Raw genomic sequence first — 15,184 nt, forward strand, 5'->3', positions numbered from 1 at the left:
CAGCCGGGGAGGGAAGCCAGCGGGGGCCGGCGGGAGTCACAGCCGCCCGGGCGGGCGAAGGGTGCCGAACTCTCCGGCGCCGCACGGGAGAAGGCCCCACCCGTACGAACGGGCGGGGCCTGGGGCGCGAAAGCGGCGTAGGGCGCTGGGCGGAACGGGCGAGGCGGCTCGGTGGGTCAGGCCGCGCGGCCGCGCGTGCGGAGCGCGGCGCGGACCGCCGCCTCGATGCGGGCGCGGACGATGAGGGTCTGCTCACCGAGGGTCGGGGCGGCCAGCATGTCGTGGACCGCGACCTTGACCGCGAACTCCTTCTCCACGCGCCGCACCAGACGGGTCAGCAGCAGGGAGTCGCCGCCGAGGGCGAAGAAGTCGGAGGCGGCGGAGAGCACGGGGCGGCCGAGCAGCTCGGACCACTCGGCCTTCATGAACGACGACACCTGATGCGCACCGACGGCCGGCCGCGCCTTGCCGGCCAGCAGCCGGGTGCGCAGCCCGTGCACGAGCAGCACCTGGTCGCCGAGGTTCCTGCGGGACATGCCGTGCAGCGAGACGGCGACGCCGAACTCCTCGCCCACACGCCGCACCAGACGGGTCATCAGAAGTGAGTCGCCGCCACGCGCGAAGAAGTCCGCATGCTCGGTGAGCCCGGTGCAGCACAGCAGGTCGCTCCACGCCCGGAGCATGAACTGCCGTACTTCCTGGAGCTGGTCCGCCTCCTTCGAGGCGAGCGCGCCGTCCGGGCCGGACATCGGGGCGGACGCTCCGGCGGCGGCGACGGCATCAGCGCGGTCACGAGTCATGTACGCCACTCCTGGGCATCGTCGACAGCGGTCAGCGGATGGACCTGGCACTGCATGTTGCCAGTAGCGTAGGGCACCGCTTGTCCAACTGGCAACAGGTTGCCAGAAGATCTGGCAAGTCAACTTCCCGAAAAGTTCCGCCACTTGACCAAAAGGCACAGGTCGCCCCGGCTCTGCCATTTGCCAAGTCTGTAAAGACTTGGCTATCATTCGACACGGCAAAGTTGAAAGATGTGACACAACGGCGGCAAATCGTCCGGCTGGCAACCCCCGTAGTCCATCGATCCGGTTGGGGCAATCACGTGCTTGAGCAGCCATCCTTCGGTCGTCGGCTCAAGCAGCTGAGGACAGAGCGGAGCCTTTCGCAGGCCGCGCTCGCCGGTGACGGCATGTCGACCGGATATCTGTCACGCCTGGAATCGGGCGCGCGGCAGCCCACCGAGCGCGCCGTGGCCCACCTGGCGAGCCAACTCGGCATCAGCCCGGCGGAGTTCGAGGAGTCCCGGGCCACGTCGCTGGCGCAGAGCCTGTCGATCGCCACGTCCCTCGACTCGGACGAGACCAGCGAGCAGCTCGCCGAGGCCCTTCAGACCGCGCACGCGCCCGACCCGATGCTGCGCTGGCAGGCCCTGTGGCTGCTCGCCCAGCGCCGCCGGCGCAACGGCGAGCACGCCGCCGAGCGGGCCTACCTCGACGAACTCGTGCCGCTCGGCGAGGAGATCGGGCTGCCCGAGCTGCGCTCCCAGTCCCTGACCCAGCTCGCCCGCAACCTGCGCGCCGCGGGCGAGATCGCCCCCGCCCTGGACGCCGCGACCACCGCGCACGAACTGGCCCGGCAGTACGAACTTCCCGCCCAGCACACCGCGACGGTCCTGCTCGTCCTGGTGTCCGTCGAGGCGGAGGCGGGCCGCGTCCCCGACGCCCGCCGGCACGCCGACGAACTGGTCGGACTGGTCGAGGGCCGCGGCGACGCGCTGTGGGCCGAGGCCATGTGGACCGCGGCCGTGGTGCGCGTGCGCCAGGGCGACTTCAAGTCCGCGCTCGGCCTCCTCGACCAGGCCCTGGAGCAGTTCAGCAGCCGCGAGAACCTCGCCCTGTGGATGCGGCTGCGGCTCACCGCGGCCGATCTGCACCTGCAGATGTCCCCGCCGGAGCCGGAGGCGGCCCAGAAGTACATAGAGGCGGCCGAGGCCGGGCTGCCCTTCGTCGACACGCCCTCGATGGAGCAGGAGCTGGCCGCGCTCAAGACCCATCTGGCCTTCCACGAGGGCCGGTTGCCGGACGCCCGCGCCCTGCTCGACCGCCTCGGCCGCGCCGAACTGCGGATGTCGTACCGCAGCAAGATGCGCCTCGACGTGCTCGACCATCAGCTGCGGATCCTGGAGGGCGACGAGGAGGAGGGCATGGCCGGGCTGCAGAAGCTGGCGCTCCAGGCCCAGGAGTCCTCCAACATCGACCTGGCGGCGGCCACTTGGCGGCTTGCCGCGGAGTGCCTGCTGAAGTCCCGGGGCAAGGTGGCGGGCCGGCGGGCCTGACACCCGGGCTCCACCGTCACCGACCTCGACGCGGACGGCCAACAGCCCGCACCCCGCCTTGCCAACCCACCCTCACCAATTGGCAACATCTTGCCATCTCCTGGAAACGTTGGCACGATGTCCGGGCCATGTTGCCGACACAGGGGACGGGGACAGCATGACCAACACCCGGCGCAACAAGGGAGTCCGATCCACGGCGGTCCTGGTGGGCTGCGAGGGATCGTCCAGGTTCTTGCCGCTCTCCTTTGCCAAGTGGGGAGTTGACGTACTGCGCATCCCCGGCGCCACCCCGCGCACGGCGGAGCTCGCGGCCCGGATCGCCTCCCGTTCGCCGCTCTGCGTACTCCCCGGCGAGGAGTCCTGCGGCCCGCTCGCCGACGCGCTGGCCGAGCGGCTCGGCCTGCCGGGCAACGCCCCCGAACTGTCCACCGCACGGCGCGACAAGGACGCCATGGCACGCGCCCTGCGCCACGCGGGCCTGCGCCACCCGAGGCAGTGGCGCCGCGACGACCCGCAGGCCCTCGCCGAACTGGCCGCGGCGCGCGGTGTGTTCCCCGTCGTCGTCACCCCGCTGTCCCGCACACCCGGCGTGGACACCACCGTCTGCGAGGACCCGCAGGAGGTACGGAAGGCCGCGGAGACCGTCATCGGCGGCCGGAACGTCTTCGGCGAGCCCAACTCCCATGCGCTGCTACGGGAGTTCCTGCCCGGCCCCGCGTACACGGTGGAGAGCGTCTCGCGCGACGGGCGCCGCTGCACGGTCGCGGTCCAGCGCCGCCACACCCGCCGGTTCGGCCCGTACGTACGCACCGACCGCTCCGAGCTGGCCGAGCCGGACAGCGCGGTCGCCGCCCGGCTCGTCGCGTACACCCATGACGTGCTGGAGGCGCTGGGTGTCCGGAACGGCCCCAGCCGCACCGAGCTGATCCTGACCCCGGACGGGCCGGTCCTCCTGGACGCCGCGTTCCGCCTCTCCCCCGACGTGCTGCCCGGCTACGACGACCTGAGCCGGGGCGTCAACCAGTCCGACCTGACGGCGCAGGCGTTCGCCGAGCCCCAACGGTTCCTGGCCGAGTGGGCGGGGCGCGGCTACGCCAAGCTGTGCGAGGCCCAACTCGTCGACACCGCCGCCGGGTTCACCGCGGGCCCCGACCAGCTGGACCAGGAGGCCGTCGACGCGGTCGAGGCGCTGCCGTCCGTGTACTTCTTCGACGCGGGCCCGCGGGGCAACAGCCGCACCGGGCCACCCGGCAGCCGCCCGGTGACCGGTGTCGCGTACACGCTGCACGGCTCGGCCCGGCAGTTGGAGCAGGACCGGTCGCGCATCCGGGAGTTGACGGCCTCGGTGGCCAGGCCCCTACGGCCGCTGGAGCCCGTGTGCACCGGCTGACCCCACGGCGTACGGCACCCGTCGGCGTACCGGACTCCGACGCTCCCTCTACCCATCGCGGAGGCGCAGCCATGATGCCGGACCTCTCCCAGCGCGCCCTGCTCGAAGCGGCCGCCGAGGGCCTGCGCAAGATCGCCACCGACCCGCGCTGCGTACGGGAGTTCGCGAGGCCGGGTTCGGCGCTGCGCGACCTCCTCTCCCCCGCCGCCCGTCGCTACGTCCTCGCGCCCGACCGCACCGAATTCCTCGCCCGCGTCACCGAACTGCGCGCCAAGGGGTACCGGGTCACGGCCGAGTTCGCCGCGCCCGACCGCGCGGACGACCCCGCCCAGGTGCGGCAGGTCGTCGACGAGTACCTGGGGCTCCTCGAAGGTCCGCAGACCCCCGACCGGATCGGCGTCGACCTGACCGGAGTGGGCCTGGCCGTCTCCCCCGAGCTCGCGCTGGCCAACGCGGGCCGGATCGCCACTGCTGCGGCCGCCCGTGGCAGCGAGGTCGTCCTCGGCATGGGCCGCTCCCCCACCGTCGACGCGGCCCTGGCCGTGCACCGCGAACTCACCCTCGGCCACCCGGACTTGGGCCTCACCCTCCAGGCCCAGCTGCACCGCACCCTGCGCGACGCGGGGGACGTGGCCCGGCCCGGCCGCCCGATCCGGCTCGTCAAGGGCGCCTTCCAGGAGCTACCGGAACTCGCCCTGCGCCGCGGCCCCGCCCTCGACGACCGCTACCTCGACCTGGCGCAGGACCTGGTGGACCGCGGCGTCCGCCTCAGCCTCGCCACCCAGGACCCGGAACTCCTCGCCACGGCCGACCGCAGCGGCCTGCTCAGCCGGGTCACCGACATCGAGATGCTGTACGGCGTCCAACCCGGCCTCCTCCGCACGTATCGAACCTCCGGCCACACCTGCCGCATCTACACCACCTACGGCACCAACTGGTGGCCCCACCTCCTCCAACGCCTCACCGAGCATCCACCGCTGGTGCTGAGCGCGTTGGCGGATATCGGGGCGGGTCGGCCTTGTGGGGGTGGGTCGGGGTACTGAGCCGTTCCCCTGCTCGAAGCGCAGGTCAGCGTCCGCTGCTCCTGGCCGGGGCACCTTGCCCCGGCCGGTACGGAGAGGGGGCGAGCACACCACGTTTTCGACGCCGCCGACATCCCGGTCATGTCGCCTGGTCACCGCACTGGCGGCAGGGCTTTCAGGTGGTCGCGAACAGCGCCTTCGAGGTCAGCGTAGAAAGGGACGCGGGGGGCTGCCTGGAGGAGTTCGGCGCAGGCGGCGAGTTGACCGACTCTGCTTTCGGGAGCGTTCAGGAGTGCGGCGAACTCGGTGCGGACGCGGGTGGCTACGTCGGGCACTGGCAGAGAGTGCAGGAGGAGGCCGGCCGCGTCGTAGCCGACGGGAGCGGTGCCCCAGCCTTCCCAGTCCAAGAGGAGCATGTCCGGGGCGGTCAGGTTCGCCCAGTGGAGGTCACCGTGGCCTGTGGCCCATTCGATGCTGTCGACGGTGTGGCCGGTGTACTGCGGGACGGCCCGGCGTACGTACTCCTCCCGGACCGCGACGCGTTCGGTGCGGACACGGGAAAGAGCGGCGAGGGAATCGTGCAGTCCCGTCCACCACTCCTCGGAGAGGGCCGGGGCCTCGTCCAGCACCGGGCTCGGGGAGACGGCCGGGGCGGCGGCGCGCACGTACAGCTCGGCGCGGTATTGCCAGTCGGCCTCGTCCCAGTCGGCGAGGTCGAGGAGCTCGGGGCGGCGTACGGCGTGGGGCAGGGCGCGGCTGGCCGCGGGCCCGTCCCAGAGCTTTCCGGTGCCCTTCCCGGCCGGGGCGCTGACGAGGCGGAGCCACATGTCGTGGGCAGGGCCGGAGAGGGTGCGGCCCATGTACCCCCACACCTGCGGCTTTTCGGCTGCGGCCACGCCCAACAGGGTGCGGGCGTGGCCATAGGCGTCGTGCATGCGGTGGGCCGCCTCGGGTGCGGGGGCGGGGAACATGACGGGCTACCTTTCGCGGGTGACGGTGGCGGCGTCGCTGGTGACGAGTTCGGTTGCCAGTGCGGCGATCTGGTCGACGGTCAGGCCAGACCGGTCGGCCAGCTCGCCGAGGGTGACCGCCTCGCCCTGTACGAGCGGCAGGAGCGCGGGCGCGACCTGGCTGCGGAACTCCCACTCAGTCCCCGCTGCTTGGAGTCTGACCGTATCGGGAGCCGCGGGGTGCAGCGTGGCGCGCGCGGTGGTCAGGTGGATGTGGAGGGCCTTGTCTGCGGGGACGCCGTTGACATGGGGCAGCGAGGGCGCCGGGCGGCCGGGGTCTTGAGCGTCCATCGCGGCCGTGTACGCGTCGATCACGTCCGGCCGGAGTACCCGGGTGATCTCCTCCCGGATCTCGTTGACGTATTCGGCCTTCTGTACGTCGGTGGCGTGGACGGGCAGGGAGGCCCGAACGGTCGGCGCGGTGAGGAGCTGTCCGGCGATCCACGTCAGGAGATGGTGGCCGGTGGCCGGGGTGAGTCCGCACGTGAGGTGCAGGGAGCGGCCTTCGGTGGCGGCGACGGCGTGCCACCAGCCGCGCGGCAGGTACAGGATGTCGCCGGCGTGAAGCACGATCTCGGCGTCGGGTTCGCCTGCGGGCGGTTCGGGTGCCTCCACGTCCATGCGGAGAGGGTCGCTGCGGGTCGGCTCGTAGATCTTCCACCGCTTGGCGCCTTCGAGTTGGAAGACGACAACGTCGTGGTCGTCCCAGTGGACGCCGAAGCCCTCGGTCGGCGTCCATGAGGCGTAGAGGTTGATCTGTACGTCGGTGCGGAGGCGCCGTTCGAGGGCGGTGGCGAGGTCTTCGACGCCGGGGTGGAGTTCCTCGACGGCGTCCAGGACGAGGGATGCGCCGTCATTGATGTGCCGGTGCAGGTTCGCCGGTTCGACGAGCTGCCGTACGACGTGGCGCTTGGTGATGTGGGTTCGGCTGTAGAGGTGGGGCGGGACCTGGGTGCCGTCCGCGAAGAGCCTCAATCGGGGGGCTTCGGGCTGGTGGCGCGCGATGATGCGGTTCAGGTCGTCCCATGTGAGCAGGCCGGAGAGGTCGGCGGCCTGTGACCAGTAGCGGTATGAGCGGCCGAAGGCCTCGGCGAGGAAGTCCCCGCCGAGGCTCCGGACCGCCGCGTCGATGGCGGCGTTCATGGTGTCAGTCGTTGCCGTCGCCCTTGCCGGTGCCGCCACCGTCGGGGGCCTGGGTGGTGACGCCCTTCACGGAGCGCTTCGAGATGAGCAGATCGTTCATCGCGAACTTCCTTTCCTGCAGTGGTTGTTGTGCACCCCTCCCGGTGGAAGGGGAGATTGAGGGGGCGGTGTGGCTGGTGTCGGCCGATCCGGCGCCGAACGCGGACCACCTCGGCCCACACGATCTTTCCGAACACGGCGTCGTCAACGCCCCAATGGCACAGTCCTTCGAGGATCAGCAGCCCCCGGCCGCGGTCACGCAATAGCGACTCGGGCCGTGGCTGCGGGCGTCGGCGCACCGGGTCGCGCACCTCGACCCGCGTACGGCCGTGTCGACGTATTCCTCGGTGGCGTCCGGCTCGCTGCGCATCACGTGCTCGCGGGCGAACTGCCCTGCCACGCGGGCCGATTCAGGCTTGCCTGCCAAGACGATTCGCTTCGACTGGTCGGATTGCGGGGTGGGCGTCCGCGCGCCTCGGCCGTCGCTCATGAGGCCACCGGCTCTCGGCACTCGGCGCACCGGAACACCCGCCACACCCGGTCGGTTCGCGTGACCGAGACCTCGCCGGACGGTTCCAGTCGGCGTGTGACGGCGCCGCAGCCCCAGCACGCGAAACCGTGCAGACGGGCAATGCTCACCTCGTCCACGGAGACAGTGACTATCTCCGTCATCGTGTCGCTCATCTCTCGCCCCCCGCTCCATGACGTGATGCACAGAGCATGCGGGGCCGACGGGCCCATAAGGGATACAGCCTGTATCCCCGTGACGGATTGCGTCAGACGGCCCCGACCCAGCTCGCGAAGTGGTGCAGCGTCTCCTCGTCTGCGCGCCGGAGACGGACAAGGGTTCCGGTCGTCTCCCGCGTCCACGGGTGCTCGCGGGTGTGTTGAGGCGCGATGCCGCGCGCCACCTTCAGCGATTCAAACGCGTCGTTGAACCGGCTCCCCCACATCTGCGCGCGAGCAAGCTCGATCCAGAACCCCGAACGGCGCTCGGCCGGCAGGGCCTTGGACGGAGTCCACTCCCGAGCCACGGCGAGCGCATCGTCGACGTGGTCCTGCCCCAGGCTCACGGCGACCGACAGCTCGTGGATACGCACGGACTCGGGGCCGAACGCCGTCCCCAAGTAGGTGCCCTCCCGGGTCTGTTCGCTCAAGCGGCGCGCATGGGTGAGGTGGCTGTTCGCGGTGTCGGCGTCGCCGTCTCGCCCCGCGATGACCGCGGCCCGCATGTGGAGCGCGCCGCGCGCGGCGGCCGTGTCCTCGTCCCGTGCTGCCGGGGCGGCATCCACCGCAGCTTCCAACGCGCGAGTGCCGGCCGCGTGGGCACGGGCAGTGAAGAACACTTCTGTTCGGACGTAGGCGACCGAGGCGGTGAGAAGAGGGTCGTCCGCATAGGGCACGGCCCACCGCATCAACTCGACGAGCCGGGCCGAGAGATCGCGGGCACCGTACTTGTAGGCGACCGCGTCCACGGACCGGGCGGCCGCGACGACGAGCCGGGCGGCGGCCCGCTTGTCCCGCGCTGCGTGGAAAGCGGCGAGGACGTCGCCGAGCAGTGCGGGGGCGTGCTGGGCGATGCGCCCGTACTGGGCAGCGAGCCGCCAATTCACCGTCTCAGCAACGATCGTGTGCAGCTCGTCGAGGGTGCGGCGCGGCGATGAGAGAGGCACGTCGTACGCGGCGAGGCCAGCAGAGATCGCGGGTAGGGCTGCGTGTACGCGAGTCTCTGCGCCGGTGTAGGTGTCGAGCAGCCGGGTGGGGTCGACGCCGAGTGCGGCCGCGAGGGCTTCGAGGGTGGTGTCGCTCGGGTACCGCTTGCCCTGCTCAATGGCCTTGACCATGGGCAGCGACACGAAGGAATCGCGGGCGAGGTCTGTCTGCCTGAGCTTCTTCGCTTTGCGGGTAGCTGCGATGCGCTTCCCGAGCGCGACAGCGTCAAGTGTGGCCATGTCGGCTCCAGTTCGAGGCGTCCGCATCGAACCGTATCCACGCGGCTACCGCGAGGGGCGAGAACGATGCCCCCTGCTACCCGCTGGTGGGGCCGCTCTCCGACGAATCACGGCTCGGCAAGCGGCACAAGATCCATGAGCGAGTCGATCCGGTGGTCTGCGGCCTCGGCGACCGTGGAGTCGTCGGCCCAGAGGAACCCCCACGGGCCGCGCCGCAGGTGTGCTGTCCTCAGCCCGGCCGCCCGCGCGGGGAACGTGTCGTTCTGGGGGTGGTCCCCGACGTAGAGAATCTGGTCGGCAGGTACGCCGGACTCGGCGACGAGCCGCTCGAAGAACGCGGGCGATGGCTTGGCGGCGCTCCACTCGCCGGAAGTGGCGATGAGGTCGGCGGGCAGCTCGAGCGCGCGCAGCAGTGCGGCTGCTTTCACCGTCTGATTGCCCGCGATGACGACGCGAGCCCCGGCAGCTCGGAGTGCGGACAGCGCCGGTCTGACGTCTTCGTACACGTCCGTCTCGTCGAGGTACTCGCCACGGCCTGCTTCCTCGCGGGCCTGGTACGCGGAGCGAAGGTCGATACCGGGTTGGATCAGTCGCAGCGCCTCGGCGTTGTCCTGGCCACGGGCGACGACAGCACCGACGAGCGCTGACACGGTGTGTCGGGGGACGTGGAGCCAGTCGGCCCACGCCGCCCAGTAGCGGTCATCCCGTACGAGGGTCTCGCCTACGTCGAATGCGAAGGTACGGATCATCCGGCGACCCTACCGACGCCGGGTTCTTGGCTGCTCAGGCCCGACCCGTCCTGGTGGGCGCCCGGAGGCCACTCGGCGTGTGCCGCGAGCCCAGGAGGACCGGAGTCGGTCCATGGGTGCGATCAATTCGGGCATGCCGGGGAACGTATCAGCGCAGCCTGTTCGCGTACGCCTCGATGGCCTGGCGCTGATACTCCGCGAGACCCGGCGCGATCGACTCGTACGCGGTGCGCCACACCTCGTTGTTCACGCAGGCGCGGCCGATGGCCCGGTACTCCTCGGCGGACGGCGTGCGCATCTCGGACAGGCCCCGGTACTGGGTGTCGACCTCGGCCTGGACCGGCTCGACGTCGGCAGAAGCTGCCGCAGCGGCAACCGCAACCCCGGCCTCACCGTCCGGTCGGGCACCGTACCGCCACCGCCCCCGCATACCCCCCAGGCACCGCGACGTCCTCCACCCGCCAGCCCGGCGGGCTCGTCACCGGCGCCACGCCCGAGCCGAGGTAGTCGAGCGCGGGACTGCGGGCCAGGCCGGTGCCGAGGCCCTTGAGGTAGGCCTCCTTGCGCACCCAGGCGCGGGCGAACGCCTCCGGCCGGTCGACCTCGGGGCAGGACGCCAACTCCTCCTCCTCGCGGGGGTGCAGGGCGCCCTGGACCTCGTCGGCGACGGCGACCGGGCCCGTCGTCTGCACGTCCACGCCGACGGGTGTGGACGAGAACGCGAGCAGCGCGAGGTCACCGCTGTGCGAGAGCGAGAAGTGCAGCGGCAGCTCCGGGTCGGCGGGAGCCGGCCGCCCGTGCGGGCCGCCGCAGCACGGGCAGGGTTCGCGGCGGAACCGTACCCGGTGGGCGGCGATGCCCAACTGGGCGCCGAGCAGCACCCGGAGCGTGACATGCGCCGTCAGATAGCAGCGGCGGTCCGAGGGCCGGCGCAGGCTCTCGGCGCGGCGGCGCTCGCCGTCGTCGAGGACGTCACGGGCGAGCCGTTCCAGCGCCCGCGGCTGCCGGGTCGCGTCCGCCAGCCACAAGTGGGCGGCTGCGTCCGGGAGTTGGAGCGCACCGGGCGGCGCGTCGAGGATCAGCGGCCGCGGGGCGCGCAGCGCGGGCCGGGTCCGCGCGGGGCGAGGGCCGGCGTCAAGCCTGGGCATGGCCCCGGGCCAGCACGACGAGGAACGCCCGGACCTCGGCGAGGACGGCGACCGCGCAGCCGTCGCCGTGGCGGAGAGCGTGCCGGAGAGCGTGGCCGCTGTCCCCGGGGCCGTAAGCGCACCGCGGGCACGCGTCCACGGTGTGCAGGACCTTCAGCGTCTGGGACAGGAGCGCGGCGAGCCTGCCGTCGTTCTCCTGGAAAAGCGGGAACGCGCCCTCCCACAGGGCCGCGCGCACCCGGTCCGCGGTGAGCAGCCCGTCGCCCGCCGTCGCGACGGCGAGCAGCTCGGCGATACGACGCTCCAGCGGGGCCGGCGTCCACGCGCCGCACTCCCGGGCCCGTGCGAGCTCCGCGACCCCGCCGCGCAGCGCGGCCACGGCAGCGGCCGGTGCCGGACGTGCGGGGTTCGCTGTGTCGGTCGCCATGGTGACTCCTCAGGGTCGGGTGGACGGGGCGCGAGCGGCGGCGCCGGGCCCCGAGGGGACGAGCAGCGCCGCGCAGACGGTGGCGAGCAGGGCCGCGCCGAGGACCAGCCACATCGCCGGGACATAGTGCAGGGAGGCGCCCTCGGTGGCCGGGAAGAGCAGCACACCGGTGAGGGCGACCCCCGCCGCCGCGCCCAACTGCTGGGCGGAGGTGAGGACTCCGGAGCCGGCGCCGGAGTCCTCGGCGGGCACCCGGCTCAGCACCAGGTCGGCGACCAGCGGCACACTCGTACCGTTGCCGAGGCCGAAGACCGCGAGGGCGCACAGCAGCGGCGCCAGTGACGCGTGCGCGGACAGCGCGGCCATCGACCACAGGGCGAGGCCCAGGCCGGCCGCGGTGCACAGACCGGAGCCGACGAGCAGGGCCGGGCCGAAGCGGGCGCGCAGGGCGACACCCAGGCGGGCGCCCACGCCGATGCCCACGGCCACCGGCGTGAAGGCGAGTCCCGCCGCCGCCGGGCCGAGGCCGCCCTCCTCCTGGAGGTAGAGGCCGAGCAGGACGAAGAACGGCACGGTGGCCACGTACAGCGTGAAGGTGAGCAGCACGCCGAGGGTGAAGGGGCGTACGCGGAACAGCTGCACGGGCAGCAGGACGGGCAACTCCCGGGTGTGGCGGGCGCGTTGGTGGCGGACGAACAAGGTGCTCGTCACTGCACCCGCGCCCGACAGCGCGAGGCCCGTGGCGAGCGGCAACTGCCGGGCGGCGGCGAGCGGGAGCAGCAGCAGGGTGAAGGCGAGGGCGCTCAGGGCGACTCCGCCGAGATCGAGGCCGCGGCCGCGGTGGGCGCCGGTGCCCGCGTCGGCGGGGACGGACCGGCCGGTACCGGCGTACGCCAGCAGGCACAGCGGCACCGCGAGCAGGAACACCGGCCGCCAGCCCAGGCCGGCCAGGTCCCAGGCGGGCAGGGCGCCGCCGAGGAGCTGGCCCGCGACCATGCCGAGGCTCATCGAGACGGCGTACCAGGAAAGGGCTTTGGGGCGTTCCGCGGCCGGGAACCGGATCCGGATCAGGGCCAGGACCTGGGGCAGCATGACGGCTGCCGCGGCGCCCTGCGCGAGCCGGGCCGCGATCAGCATGCCGGGCGAGGTGGCGAGGCCGCAGGCCAGCGAGGTCAGCGCGAACAGGGCGAGGCCCAGGCGGTAGGCGCGGCGGCGGCCGATGAGGTCGCCGATGCGGCCGCCGGTGATGAGGCCGAGGCCGTAGACCAGGCCGTATCCGGCGGCTACCGCCTGGAACTCGAAGGCCGTCAGGCCCAGGGAGCGGTCGATGGTGACGGCCGCGAGGTTGACGCAGAACGCGTCGAGCAGCGAGAGGAACGGGCCGACGAGCAGCAGCCACAGGGTCCGCCACCGGCGGGGGTCGAACGGCTCCGGTGCCTCCCGCGGCCTGTCGGTGTGTGCCGTTGCCCCGCCGGCCGTCGCGGACGTCGTTGTGCGGGTGTCCACGGCAGCGGCCTCCTAGGAGCGCGGGGACGGGGTCTGGGCCGCGCGGCGCAGGGCGGCGGCGCGGTCGGTCCGCTCCCAGGTGAAGTCCGGGAGTTCGCGGCCGAAGTGGCCGTACGCGGAGGTCTGGGCGTAGATCGGGCGGAGCAGGTCGAGGTCGCGGACGATCGCGGCGGGGCGCAGGTCGAAGACCTCTCCGACGGCGCGCTGGATGTCCGCGACGGGCACCGCCTCGGTGCCGAAGGTCTCCACGAACAGGCCGACCGGCTCGGCCTTGCCGATGGCGTACGCGACCTGCACCTCGCAGCGCTTCGCGAGGCCCGCGGCGACCACGTTCTTGGCGACCCAGCGCATCGCGTACGCCGCCGAACGGTCCACCTTGGACGGGTCCTTGCCGGAGAAGGCGCCGCCACCGTGCCGGGCCATGCCGCCGTACGTATCCACGATGATCTTGCGGCCGGTGAGTCCGGCGTCGCCCATCGGGCCGCCGATCTCGAACCGGCCCGTCGGGTTGACCAGGAGCCGGTGGCCGTCGGTCTCCAGGGTGACGCCCGACTCGGCGAGTTCCTTGAGTACCGGCTCGACCACGAACTCCCGGACGTCCGGGGCGAGCAGCGAGTCCAGGTCGATGTCGGCGGCGTGCTGGGTGGAGACGACCACGGTGTCGAGACGTACCGCGCGGTCGCCGTCGTACTCGACGGTGACCTGGGTCTTTCCGTCCGGCCGCAGGTAGGGGACGGTGCCGTTCCTGCGGACGTCGGTGAGCCGCTGGGAGAGGCGGTGCGCGAGGTGGATCGGCAGCGGCATCAGCTCGGGGGTGTCGTCGCAGGCGTAGCCGAACATCAGGCCCTGGTCGCCGGCGCCCTGCGCGGCGAGCGCGTCCTCGGTGCCGGACACCCGCTTCTCGTACGCGGTGTCGACGCCCTGCGCGATGTCCGGGGACTGCGCGCCGAGCGACACGGACACGCCGCAGGAGGCGCCGTCGAAGCCCTTCTGCGACGAGTCGTACCCGATGTCGAGGACCACGTCGCGCACCAGTTGGGCGATCGGGGCGTACGCGGTCGTGGTGACCTCGCCCGCGAGGTGCACCTGGCCGGTGGTGATCAGGGTCTCGACCGCGACCCGGGAGGCCGGGTCCGCGCTCAGCAGCGCGTCGAGGACGGTGTCGCTGATGCGGTCGGCGATCTTGTCGGGGTGTCCCTCGGTCACGGACTCCGATGTGAACAGTCTGCCGGCCATATGAGCAATTCCTCTCGGCTTTCGGATCATTGCGTCCACACTCAGGTTGCGGCGGGTCCGCGGGATGCAATTCCCGGAAAGAGACAGGTGTTCGCATCCTCCGTATCCCATCCAAGACAGGCCGCTCCACCGGGGCAAGCGGACTTGGCTAGGTATCGGAACAGATTCCGGTGAAAGGCATTCGGGAAGTTTCCCGGCGCATTCCGCAAGGGAATTGGGGGACGGATTGGGCGCGGATCGGGTGCGGATCGGGCGCGGTTTGCGCGCGGTTTGCGCGCCGCCCGGAAAGCGTGCCGTGGCCCGATTGCGCATGCCAGAAGACGCATCGGCCGCGGCCCGGTTCGACAATGAATCTCTCCGCAGCACCCGGTGAGGGAGGCAGACCATGAGCGAGATGCGCCGACGGTCCCTGCGGACCGACGAGGCCCCGCCGGCCGGGAACGGCCCGCGTGCCGTCGCCGCCGACGGGGCGCCCGGGACGGTGCTCGCCGCGGCGGCGAGCGCGTCCACCTGCTACACGGCGGCCGCCGCCAAGGGGGCCGCGACGGCTCTGGTGCGGATGTTCGTGGAGCAGGGGGTGTTCGGCATCGACGTCCTGGCCGGGACGTCGGCCGGCCCGGACCCGCAGCCGGCTGTGCCCGACGTGGCCGAGCCGGTCGCCGAGCCGACGCCGTGGGAGCGGGCCAGGTCGGCCGTGGACCTGGCCGAGCGGCAGCGGAGGGCGGCCGCCGTCCGGGAGCCGGAAGTCACCACGGTCCGCCTGATGGGCGAGATCATGGGCCGCACCGGACCGGCGGAGTCCGCACCGGCCGCGACCCCCGTACGCGCGGCCTGAGCACCCGGGCACCCGACGGCTCCCGGCGCGCCGACTGCCGTGGGCGACAGGGCAGTTGGTGCCGCACAGAGCAGTGCACAGAGCAGTCCAGAGGATGCCCCGTCGGCGGGTGTTCGCCAGCATCGGTGGGCAGTGGCCGGCGATCCAGGAGGTGCGTGACGGTGAAGCCCGTCGTCAAAGCGGTGCTGCGAGGCGCTCTGAAGGATGTGCGGCACATCCGGGCCGTCGCCCCCGACAGCGCCGAGGGCCTGGCCGCCCGGGTGTACGCGCAGCTGGAGCGGGACTTCGGTGTGCTGGCCCCGCCGGTGGCCCTGCACTCCCCCGCGCCCCCGGTGCTTGCCGCCGCGTGGACACTGCTGCGCGAGGTGCTGCTCGTCGAGGGGCGGGTGGGC

The 15,184-nt window shown here is 72.4% G+C and carries 13 protein-coding genes and 2 pseudogenes; 5 read left to right on the plus strand and 10 right to left on the minus strand.

Annotation, left to right across the window (positions count from 1 at the left end):
* Window positions 1-176 precede the first annotated feature (176 nt).
* Window positions 177-800 carry an acyl carrier protein gene (locus GUY60_RS38415; protein ID WP_246235385.1) on the minus strand — a complete coding sequence of 208 codons (624 nt, stop codon included), beginning with the start codon at window positions 798-800 and terminating at the stop codon, window positions 177-179.
* Window positions 801-1,102: 302 nt separating this feature from the next.
* Between GUY60_RS38415 and GUY60_RS21060 the strand changes: the two genes are divergently transcribed.
* The 3 genes from GUY60_RS21060 (at window position 1,103) to GUY60_RS21070 (ending at window position 4,768) form a co-directional block, all read left to right on the plus strand.
* On the plus strand, window positions 1,103-2,335 hold the full coding sequence (locus tag GUY60_RS21060) for a helix-turn-helix domain-containing protein (RefSeq protein ID WP_161700143.1): 1,233 nt from the start codon (window positions 1,103-1,105) through the stop codon (window positions 2,333-2,335).
* Window positions 2,336-2,567: 232 nt separating this feature from the next.
* Complete coding sequence (locus tag GUY60_RS21065; protein WP_161700145.1) at window positions 2,568-3,725, plus strand: hypothetical protein; 1,158 nt, start codon at window positions 2,568-2,570, stop codon at window positions 3,723-3,725.
* Window positions 3,726-3,796: 71 nt separating this feature from the next.
* On the plus strand, window positions 3,797-4,768 hold the full coding sequence (locus tag GUY60_RS21070) for a proline dehydrogenase family protein (RefSeq protein WP_161700147.1): 972 nt from the start codon (window positions 3,797-3,799) through the stop codon (window positions 4,766-4,768).
* Window positions 4,769-4,899: 131 nt separating this feature from the next.
* Here the strand turns inward: GUY60_RS21070 and GUY60_RS21075 are convergent, their stop codons facing one another.
* The 9 genes and pseudogenes from GUY60_RS21075 to metK all read right to left on the minus strand — a co-directional run bounded on the left by GUY60_RS21075 (window position 4,900) and on the right by metK (window position 13,957).
* The gene (locus GUY60_RS21075) at window positions 4,900-5,718 is read right to left on the minus strand and encodes a hypothetical protein (protein ID WP_161700149.1); all 819 of its coding nucleotides are present in this window, start codon (window positions 5,716-5,718) and stop codon (window positions 4,900-4,902) included.
* Between the two features lie 6 nt (window positions 5,719-5,724).
* Entirely contained in the window at window positions 5,725-6,900 is a 1,176-nt protein-coding gene (locus tag GUY60_RS21080; RefSeq protein WP_161700151.1) for a cupin domain-containing protein, read from the minus strand.
* Window positions 6,901-7,715: 815 nt separating this feature from the next.
* The gene (locus tag GUY60_RS21085) at window positions 7,716-8,891 is read right to left on the minus strand and encodes a helix-turn-helix domain-containing protein (RefSeq protein WP_161700153.1); all 1,176 of its coding nucleotides are present in this window, start codon (window positions 8,889-8,891) and stop codon (window positions 7,716-7,718) included.
* A 107-nt stretch (window positions 8,892-8,998) separates the two neighbouring features.
* On the minus strand, window positions 8,999-9,640 hold the full coding sequence (locus tag GUY60_RS21090) for an HAD family hydrolase (RefSeq protein WP_161700155.1): 642 nt from the start codon (window positions 9,638-9,640) through the stop codon (window positions 8,999-9,001).
* 148 nt (window positions 9,641-9,788) lie between these two features.
* Window positions 9,789-10,010: pseudogene (locus GUY60_RS21095) on the minus strand (TipAS antibiotic-recognition domain-containing protein); the annotation flags it as partial.
* Between the two features lie 19 nt (window positions 10,011-10,029).
* Window positions 10,030-10,788 (minus strand): 4'-phosphopantetheinyl transferase family protein, encoded by a 759-nt coding sequence (locus tag GUY60_RS21100; protein WP_161700159.1) that lies wholly within the window; start codon window positions 10,786-10,788, stop codon window positions 10,030-10,032.
* A complete protein-coding gene (locus tag GUY60_RS21105; protein WP_161700161.1) occupies window positions 10,775-11,215 on the minus strand; it encodes a hypothetical protein in 441 nt (146 codons plus the stop codon). The genes GUY60_RS21100 and GUY60_RS21105 overlap by 14 nt, the downstream gene beginning before the upstream one ends.
* 9 nt (window positions 11,216-11,224) lie before the next feature.
* A complete protein-coding gene (locus tag GUY60_RS21110) occupies window positions 11,225-12,721 on the minus strand; it encodes an MFS transporter (protein WP_161700163.1) in 1,497 nt (498 codons plus the stop codon).
* 12 nt (window positions 12,722-12,733) lie between these two features.
* Window positions 12,734-13,957 (minus strand): methionine adenosyltransferase, encoded by a 1,224-nt coding sequence (metK, locus tag GUY60_RS21115; protein WP_161700165.1) that lies wholly within the window; start codon window positions 13,955-13,957, stop codon window positions 12,734-12,736.
* 385 nt (window positions 13,958-14,342) lie between these two features.
* On the opposite strand from metK, the gene GUY60_RS21120 reads away from it, so the two are divergent.
* Both GUY60_RS21120 and GUY60_RS21125 read left to right on the plus strand, forming a co-directional pair.
* Window positions 14,343-14,792, plus strand: a complete 450-nt coding sequence (locus tag GUY60_RS21120) for a hypothetical protein (RefSeq protein ID WP_161700167.1) — start codon at window positions 14,343-14,345, stop codon at window positions 14,790-14,792.
* 155 nt (window positions 14,793-14,947) lie between these two features.
* Window positions 14,948-15,184, plus strand: a pseudogene (locus GUY60_RS21125) (carboxymuconolactone decarboxylase family protein); the annotation flags it as partial.

The organism is Streptomyces boluensis (assembly GCF_009908195.1).
Classification (GTDB): domain Bacteria; phylum Actinomycetota; class Actinomycetes; order Streptomycetales; family Streptomycetaceae; genus Streptomyces; species Streptomyces boluensis.